Below are 9,182 nucleotides of genomic sequence, written 5' to 3'. Positions count from 1 at the left end.
CCGTCCCAATACTACCAGCATAAAAGCGGTTGGCTCTGTCATTGCCTCTTGCTAAACTTAGTTTGGCTTCTTTCCAACATACTTTCCTTGCTTTTCTTGCATCTTTTTTTGCTTGTTTGTCAATCTGGTCTATCTCCACAATGGGTACCATACTCCCATCTGTTTCACTGATAATGATTGCTTCTTGACTAACCGCTTCTTTTTTTAGCTTAGCTATTTTACTTGCATGCTTTTGGGTAATCAATCTAACCATGGAAGAAGAAGTTTCAATTCCATAATGCTCCTTCATCTTTTAGCAGTTTCTATTTTACATCCCGATTGCCGAGAGGTTATTCCTGTTTTGCCCCGAACCTATTTCCAATGAAGATGGAGCTAGTAAAAACGATTGTGAAAGCAATGCAGCTAAACGCTTTATCCAAGCGTTCCGTAAAGAACATCCTCACCTAAATGTTATTGTCACTCAAGATGCTTTAAGTGCTAATGGCCCTCATCTTAAAGAATTACAAAAGGCTAAGCTACATTACATCATAGGAGTAAAGCCTGAAGGCAATGCTTCCTTAGTTGAGTGGATGCAAGGTTTGGATTTTGAAGAGCTTACAATAAAAGAAAAGAAAGGCGAACTTAACATTCGTTTTATCAACGCTGTCCCTCTCAATGACACACATGCAGATTTGCAGGTCAATTTCTTTGAATGTTGGATTAATGACTCTAAGCAGGGAAAGAAACATTTTACCTGTATTACAGACCTGCCTATTAATGCTAACAATGCTTATGAACTTATACGTGGAGCAAGAGCGAGATGGAAAATTGAAAATGAGACCTTTAACACACTCAAGAATCAAGGGTATGAATTTGAGCATAACTTTGGCCATGGTCATCAGCATCTATGCCATCTGTTTGCCTATCTTATGATGTTAGCTTTCTTGATCGATCAAGTACAACAGCACTGCTACAGTATGTTTTTAGCTGCTGTCAAAAAAGCTGGCTCAAGAAGTAGCTTATGGATGCTAATGCAGGCTGTTTTTGTCTCTTACTTTATCGATAGCTGGCAAGACCTTTACCATTCAATTACCTGTGGATTCAAAGGGGCAAGACTTACCTTGAAAGTGCCCTTTGAACCCTTGAGTGTAGAAATTCTTAACTTTAAACTAAATATTAATTTCGGCAAAGAAAGCTTAAGGTATCCCTTTGCTTTTAAATAAGCAAACCTTAAGCTTAGCTGTAAATAACGTTAAAATTTTTATTTACGGGAATTGCTGTCTAGATTGCTTTGTTCTTGGTAATATTTCTCCTGGTTGCTATAAAATATTGCCGTCGCTGAATGATTTTCACCGAAAAGCTTAAGATTAATGGCGAGAGCTTTTTTTGCGTAATCAGTCGCCTTACCTAAATTGCCTTGTTTATGATAGATGCCTCCCAAGTTGTTATAAGTTATTGCCGTATTAGAATGATTTTCACCAAACAGCTTAAGGTTAATAGCAAGCGCTTTTTCTGCATACTCTGCTGCCTTGCCTAGATTGCCTTGTTCTTGGTAAATTTGGCCTAAATTATTGCAAGAGATTGCCACCGCAGGATGATTTTCCCCAAAAAGCTTAAGGTTAATAGCAAGCGCTTTTTCTGCATACTCTGCTGCCTTGCCTAGATTGCCTTGTTCTTGGTAAATTTGGCCTAAATTATTGCAAGAGATTGCCACCGCAGGATGATTTTCCCCAAAAAGCTTAAGGTTAATGGCGAGAGCTTTGTTGATATGCTCAGCTGTCTTTTCCAAATTGCCTTGCTCTCTATAGATACCTCCAAGGTTGTTGTAAGTCGTTGCCGTCGCGGAATGATTTTCCCCAAAAAGCTTAAGGCAAATCGCAAGGGCTTTGTTAGTATATTCAGCCGCCTGTCCTAAATTGCCATGATCTTGGTAAATTTGGCCTAAATTATTGTAAGAGGTTGCCACAGCAGGATGATTTTCACCAAAAAGCTTAAGGAAAATAGCACCAGCTTTCTTAATATATTCAGCCGCCTGTTCTAAATTACTCTGCTCTTGGTAAATTTGGCCTAAACTATTATAAGAGGTTGCCACAGCAGGATGATTTTCACCAAAAAGCTTAAGACAAATCGCAAGAGCTTTCCTAGTGTATTCTACCGCTTGCTCTAAATTACCTTGCTCTTTATAAATTTGGCTTAAATTATTGTAAGAGGTTGCCACCTCATAATGATTTCCCCCAAAAAGCTTAAGGCAAATAGCAAGAGCTTTTTTAGTATATTCTACAGCTTTTTCTAAATTGCCTTGCTTTTGGTAAATGAGGCCTAAACTATTGCAAGAGGTTGCCACAGCAGGATGATTTTCACGAAAAAGCTTAAGGTAAATTGCAAGAGCTTTCTTAGTATATTCTGCCGCTTGTCCTAAATTGCCTTGCTCTTGGTAAATGAGGCCTAGATTATTATAAGAGGTTGCCACAGCAGGATGATTTTCACTAAAAAGCTTAAGGAAAATGGCAAGAGCTTTGCTAGTATATTCTGCCGCCTGCCCTAAATTGCCATGATTTCGGTAAATTTGGCCTAAACTATTATAAGAGGTTGCCACATCAGGATGATTTTCACCAAAAAGCTTAAGGCAAATCGCAAGAGCTTTCTTAGTATATTCTACCGCCTGTGCTAAATTACCTTGTTCTTTGTAGATTCGGCCCAGATTGTGATAGGCTGTAGATACCGTGGGATGATTTTCACCATATAACTTACCGTTAATAGCAACTGCTTTCAGGATATGCTCAGATGCTTTGATTAAATTTCCTTGTTCTCGGTAAAACAATCCCAAATTGTTGTGATGTATTGCTATATTATGATGATTATCACCAAATATCTCAGCGTTGATGATCTCCGCTTTTTTTATATATTCAGCTGCTTTATCTAAATTTCCTTGGCGACTATAGATTACTCCTAAGTTATTATATATAGTTGCCATATCAGGATGATTTTCAACAAAAAGCTTCTTTTTAATATCTAGCGCTTTTTGTGAATACTCAAGTGCTTTTGCTAAATTTCCTTGTTCCTCATAAATTGCTCCCAAATTGTTGTAACTATTTGCTATGGTGGAATGATTTTCACCCAACAGCTCCCTCTTAATATCTAGCGCTGTCTGAGAATGCTCAATTGCTTTTGCTAAATTGCCCTGCTCTTTGTAAATTTGGCCTAAATTATTATAATAGCTTACTATATTAGGATTAATTTTATTATCTAGATTTTGATCAATAGTAAGCGCTTGTTGAATATATTTAGCTGCTTTATTTAAATTTCCTTTTTTAGCATAAATGATCCCAAGAGTATTTAATATTTTAGAATTTTTTAAATCTGCTTTTTTTGCTAAGCGATACCATTTTTTTGCCTCATCTAGTTGGCAAAGTCTTAAAGCTATATCTCCTTGAGTTTGGCATGAATCATCATTTAATTCTGAAGATTGAAGTGTTTCTTTATTGCCTGCTAAAAAATCCTGCATCGCTTGATAAAAAGGAATAAAAATTTGGCATATTTTTTTTATCTTTTCCAAGGCTTCCTGATCTAAAGCAAACTGCTTTTTGATGAGTTCCGGTTCGTCAAAGCCGAAGGGTTTGATCAGCGGATTCATCATCTCCTGTTGCGCTTGATAATGAGAATAAGTCTTAAGGCGCATAAATAGCGCTATACTCATCCACTGTTGTAATTTATTAGCGGCGCCAGCCGTTATAATTCCTAGCTTGTTTAGCTGATCAATCCTAGTGAAAGTATCGGAAGCCATTACTTTTTTGAGAAGGGCTAACCGGTCCAAAGCCAAATGAGGAAAACGATAAAAATCATTTTTAACTTTAAAAAGCATACCTTGCCTGCCTAAATCACTTATTCGTGGATTAAAAGCTTCCATATCAGCTAGCACAAGGTGTTGCTTGGCTAAGTACTGCCGAAGGCTAAACTCTGCTTGGCAAGAAATATTAAGTTTTTCCTGAAGTTTTTGCCTATATTGCTCGGTTAATTCATTGTTGCCTATTAAATGAGTAAAGGTTAAAAGCTCCATAGGAAGATGGGGTTCTTTATCATGCCACCATTGTCCTTCCTCATCTTTAGCAATATATTGAGCCATTTTCTCAGGAGTTTGGATAAGCTCAAACGTCTTGCCATTGCCGAAAGGAGTTTTACAACCTTTTCCTTCTACTCCTGCTCCATCGAAGGCAAAGCCTCGTGGCGTAATGCCATCAAAAAAATCTATCGTTTTTAGGCAGGGAATGTTTAGAGCAGGAAGAATAGTTTCTCCTAAGTTGATCACTTTTAAGTGAAGTAGATTGGTTAGATTGCTAAAATATTTTTTATTTATAGGATTGTCTTCTTGGATAAGAATACCAAATTCTAAGTCAGAATAAGGGGTCATTTCTTCTCTAGCTAAAGAGCCAAAGCCTATCATGGCATATTCACAAGGCGCGGTGTCTAATTGATGCAAGGCCTGTATTGTGAGCTGTCCAAAGAAAATTTTTATTTGGTGAGCTATCTCACCATAAAGCTCGCTCACCTCTTGGGAAGAGGGGGTCTCTGGCAGAGTTTGAATTTTTTCTTCTATTTCTTCTCTCAATTTTTTCAAGTTGTTGCGATTACGTTCAAATTGTTTCTCGATGATCGCGGAACTAAAAGGTTGGCCTTTACATTGTTTAACAAGTAAATTTTGTACGTGTGAGAGTCTATTCCTAAGAATTTTTCGCCGTTGTGGAGGAGCAAGGCGTAAAGCATAATTATAAAGTCCTGCCGCTTGCAAAAGTGTTTCAGGGGTGCCTTTGCATACATAAACATCCCCTAATTTTTCTATGTAGACACTTTCTTGGATAGGATCATTTTCTTGAACGGCGAGCTTTAAAGCTAGCGTATAGGCTTCTTCTGCTTCTTCTAACTTAAACTTTATTAAAAAATTATTGCTTTTCTCTATAGAATAAACAATTTTATCTAGATACTCAGCAATTCTATCAAGATAATCTGGCACTTTTTGAGGTTGATAACTTATCAACAACTGCACCTTGCTAGGTAGATGCCGCTTAAACATGCGAGCACAGCTTTTAGCAGCAAGAACCTTCCTTAATTCATCATCGTTTAAACTGTTGAAAGAGAGGAAAATCCGTTGGAAAATTCTTAAGGGTAGGGTAGCTAAAGGATTGGAGGGATCAAATACTTTTTGTTTACCAGCCTCATTAAGATCCTGTTCTGTAAGGGAAAATCTTTTAATTTTATTCATTCTAGCTTTTATATGAGGAGAAAAAGAATGGCCTTTACCCGAAAGAAGAGTAGGGGAAGTTGCTGAGTTTAAAAGAAGAAATTGATCCTGCTTTAAAGGCTTTTGGGCATAAATAAAATGACCCTCCAAATCTATAATGAAGATATATTCTTTAGGTCTTTCTTCATCAGGAATAGTGCCCCATTCTTGGGTTGTTTCAGCTGCAGCTATTCCCTGTCGTGGGGTGATAAGCATATCATTAACGCCACAAATCAAATGTTCCTCATTAACTGTCACCAATCGTATAGGAATAGATAAAGCCGAGGCTAGCAGATCTCCTTCACCTAAGCCGCTTACCCAAGTTCCTTTTCCTATTATTTCTTCTGCTCTTTCGCTGTTCGTATGCCTGATGATGCTTGAAAGCACTTTCCTTAAATAAGAAATTTTGTTTTCTTGATCGTCTAGCAAAGGAATTTTCCTAGAAAGGCAAGCATAACTTCCTAAAAAAGCGCTAAAAAAACAATTACCATCACTGGGAACACCTTTTAATTCAAATTCTTCTTTGCTTAGATAATTGGCGGCGGTGTTCACTTTTGCTATCATAGACTCACTAATAATAGCTGAAGAATCCTGCCATAAGCACTCAGCTATTCTATGCTTATCCCATTGAGTAGGGGCTAAAAAGTTAGCTTGTTGCTTTTCTGTTGGTGAGTTAGTTCTCACTTTTTTTGCATGAAAACTTTTCCATTCCTCAGTTTGTTCAATTAGCTCCTCCCACTCTTTACAAACCAATCGTGCTTTGCATAAGTCTTGCTTTTCTAATTTTTTGAAAATTTTTAAGCTAATCTCTGCATAAGGGCCTAGTTTCAGATAAGGCTGCTTTTCTTTTTCTATTTTCTTAAACGCAGTAAAGATGAAGGGTGTAATAGGTAAATTTTCTACATTCATGCGTTTATCCTGATTTTAGCTTTGGGGTATTTTAAGAAGTTTGTAATATTACTTGTAATTTTTTTTAATTTACTATTAATTTTTGATAAATCATATTAAATGAATACTAATTTTAATTTCTATAAATAATTAACAATGAATTTTTTTTAATTTTTTACTTTTTAAATAGCCGGTCGCGTTATCCTCTTATTTTGTTTACTGTTCCATTCTCTTTTCATAACTGAACGATCTAATTTTACCCTGATGATGACTTTTTAAATGTTATTGCTCTTACAATTACAAAAAAGCATATAAAGTTTAATATGCATAGAAAAAAATTGAATCCCTACTTGCTCGTCTATACCTCTCTAAGAGTACGCTTGCGAAGCACCCATTTAAATTGGTCTCCAATTAAATAAAAAAATTAGCACTTTATGTATGGCTTTGGCTGGTCATAATAGATAGGCAGGCGATAGGTAACCATGCGGTTTTTGGTTAAATATCACAAGTGTGACCATCAAGCTAAAAACTCATTTCACTAGAAAATGAACAAAGTAGAAAAATATTTAAAATGTACCCATATTTTTGTGAGGAGGTAAAGGGGGTAAATGTTTTTTTAATTAAAACTTCGCTTATTTCTACGATGAGCCTTAAGCTTGATTTTGATAATTTTTTTGCTCAAAGTTCTATTTAATTTGCTTCTTTACAATTACTTGTAAAAAGAAAATAAAATCCGTTTATATTTTGTAGATAAAAGTAGGCGTTGCATCTAAATAACCTTTAATTTATAAATTAGGTATGACTAACTCTACTATTATTTGGTTTAGACAAGATCTTCGGTTAGAAGATAATCCTGCATTACAGGCTGCCCTTCAAAAAGGAGCCTCTATTCTTCCTGTTTACATTTATTCTCCCGAGGAAGAAGGGGATTGGCCGCCAGGTGCTGCCTCACGCTGGTGGTTGCATCACTCTTTACAAAGTCTAGCTGATGAATTGTTAAAAAATGATCTACATTTAATTATCCGTGCAGGCAATACGCAAAAAATTTTAGAAGAACTTTGCCAGTCTACAGGTAGCACATCCATCTTTTGGAACAGGCGTTATGAACCGGCCGTTATTAAAAGGGATGCGCTTCTAAAAAGCCATTTTCATGAATTAGGCATCGAAACTAAAAGCTTTAATAGTAGTTTGCTTTTCGAGCCTTGGACTAATCTCAACAAAGAAAAAAAGCCTTTTCAAGTTTTTACTCCTTTTTGGAAAGCTTGTCAAAAATTGCCTGATCCTCCACTTCCTCTTGCCTGGAAACCTAAGAAAAAACTTGTTTCTGTTCGGGTAGATAGCATGCATATCGATGAGCTTAACCTTCTTCCTCATATTCACTGGGATAAAGGTATTCAAGCCACATGGAAGCCTGGATCTTTAAATGCAAAAAAAGCTCTAATGGATTTTATAAAAAATTCCATTTACGAATATAAGGATCTAAGAGATAGGCCCGATTTGCCAGGAGTTTCACGCCTTTCTCCTTACCTGCATTTTGGCGAGATAAGCCCTCGTACAATTTGGCATACCATTAAAGAGCAATGCGATCTTAGTAAAGAAGGAGTTGAAGCCTACTTGCGGCAATTAGGATGGAGAGAATTTGCTTATCACCTTCTTTATCATTTTCCTCATACTTCTAAGGAACCTTTAAGAGATGAGTTTAATCAATTTCCTTGGGATAATAGTCCTGATCATTTAAAAGCATGGCAGAAAGGCCAGACTGGCTATCCTTTTGTTGACGCAGGTATACGGCAAATGTGGGAAATCGGATGGATGCATAATCGTTTACGGTTAATTGTAGGTTCTTTTCTAGTCAAAGACCTATTGATAGCATGGCAAGAAGGCTTTGCTTGGTTCTGGGATACCCTTGTAGATGCAGATTTAGCCAATAATACCTTAGGATGGCAGTGGGTAGCAGGTTGCGGCGCAGATGCTGCGCCTTATTTTAGGATATTCAATCCCATCACGCAGGGAGAAAAATTTGATCCCAATGGAGATTTTGTGCGGAAGTGGGTGCCAGAGCTTGCCGCTTTACCTAATGAATGGATTCATAAGCCCTGGGAAGCTCCAGAAAAAACATTAAGGGAGGCAGGCATAGAGCTAGGAGTTACTTATCCAAAGCCTATTGTGGATCATGCAAAAGCCCGTGAAAAAGCACTGGCAGCTTTTCAAGAAATAAAGAACTAGCTCATTCATTCTTTTGCTCTAAAAGCCATTTTAATTCCTCTCTTAGATTTCTATTTAACAAAATTACTTAGAAAATGACGCTTTTGCTTTACCAATAGCTTTTAAGGGAGAATTGAGGAAAGTTCATAGGCTTAATCGATTATTTACTCCATGCTCTGTATATAAAATTGACTTTTTTTAAATTTTTTCTGATACTTAAATAAAATTTAAAAAAGGCTTTATCTATGCCATTTACTCTATCTATAGGAGCCTCGGCTCCAAATTTTTATTTGCCAGCCACGGATGGAAAAAACTATTCCTTAAAAGATTTTGACTCTGCTTCTATCCTAGTCATTTTCTTCACATGCAATCACTGTCCTTACGTGACAGGATCCGATGAAGTGACTCGCCAGACCGCTGAAAAGTTCAAAAACGATGGAGTAATTTTTGTAGGTATTAACTCTAATAGCGCGATTACGGTTCCTGCCGATTCCTTTGAACATATGCAGGAGAGAATGCAAGTTCATCGTTTTCCTTGGTATTATCTTTACGATGCTTCTCAGGCAGTAGCTAAAGCCTATGGAGCCCTGCGCACCCCTCATTTTTTTGTTTTTGATCAACAGCGCAAGCTAATCTACACGGGTAGAGGAGTTGACAGTCCTAAAGATACCTCTAAGATGAGGCAAAATGATTTAGAGAAGGCCCTAGCCGAGCATCTGGCAGGTAGATCTGTAACTACGCCTTTAACAAATCCAATAGGCTGCAATATTAAATGGGAAGGTAAAGAGCGTCATTGGATGCCAAGCGATGCTTGTGACCTTGTCTAAGATACGTT

5 protein-coding genes are annotated in these 9,182 nt (G+C 37.1%); 3 read left to right on the top strand and 2 right to left on the bottom strand.

From position 1 onward, the window contains the following. Window positions 1–289 (bottom strand): hypothetical protein (locus tag NEOC65_RS08190; RefSeq protein ID WP_213156227.1); only part of this gene is annotated, 289 nt, incomplete at its 3' end. Window positions 290–569: 280 nt separating this feature from the next. Here NEOC65_RS08190 and NEOC65_RS08185 point away from each other — a divergent pair. After that, window positions 570–1,202, top strand: coding sequence for a hypothetical protein (locus tag NEOC65_RS08185; RefSeq protein WP_349305304.1), 633 nt, complete (start codon window positions 570–572; stop codon window positions 1,200–1,202). Window positions 1,203–1,240: 38 nt separating this feature from the next. Here NEOC65_RS08185 and NEOC65_RS08180 read toward each other — a convergent pair whose 3' ends face one another. Then, window positions 1,241–6,163 (bottom strand): tetratricopeptide repeat protein, encoded by a 4,923-nt coding sequence (locus tag NEOC65_RS08180; RefSeq protein WP_213156226.1) that lies wholly within the window; start codon window positions 6,161–6,163, stop codon window positions 1,241–1,243. A gap of 777 nt (window positions 6,164–6,940) precedes the next feature. Here NEOC65_RS08180 and NEOC65_RS08175 point away from each other — a divergent pair. Together NEOC65_RS08175 and NEOC65_RS08170 are read left to right on the top strand one after the other, a co-directional pair. Beyond that, window positions 6,941–8,368, top strand: a complete 1,428-nt coding sequence (locus NEOC65_RS08175) for a cryptochrome/photolyase family protein (protein ID WP_213156225.1) — start codon at window positions 6,941–6,943, stop codon at window positions 8,366–8,368. Between the two features lie 224 nt (window positions 8,369–8,592). Beyond that, a complete protein-coding gene (locus NEOC65_RS08170; RefSeq protein WP_213156224.1) occupies window positions 8,593–9,174 on the top strand; it encodes a thioredoxin family protein in 582 nt (193 codons plus the stop codon). Window positions 9,175–9,182 lie beyond the last annotated feature (8 nt).

The sequence above is a fragment of the Neochlamydia sp. AcF65 genome (assembly GCF_018342435.1).
Taxonomy (GTDB): domain Bacteria; phylum Chlamydiota; class Chlamydiia; order Chlamydiales; family Parachlamydiaceae; genus Neochlamydia.
This window is presented reverse-complemented; position numbering and strand designations above follow the sequence as displayed.

Excerpts from the sequence above, each read along its gene's own strand:
- NEOC65_RS08180 (WP_213156226.1), bottom strand. The coding sequence starts at position 6,163 with ATGAATGTAGAAAATTTACCTATTACACCCTTCATCTTTACTGCGTTT.
- NEOC65_RS08185 (WP_349305304.1), top strand. The coding sequence starts at position 570 with ATGCAAGGTTTGGATTTTGAAGAGCTTACAATAAAAGAAAAGAAAGGC.
- NEOC65_RS08170 (WP_213156224.1), top strand. The coding sequence starts at position 8,593 with ATGCCATTTACTCTATCTATAGGAGCCTCGGCTCCAAATTTTTATTTG.
- NEOC65_RS08175 (WP_213156225.1), top strand. The coding sequence starts at position 6,941 with ATGACTAACTCTACTATTATTTGGTTTAGACAAGATCTTCGGTTAGAA.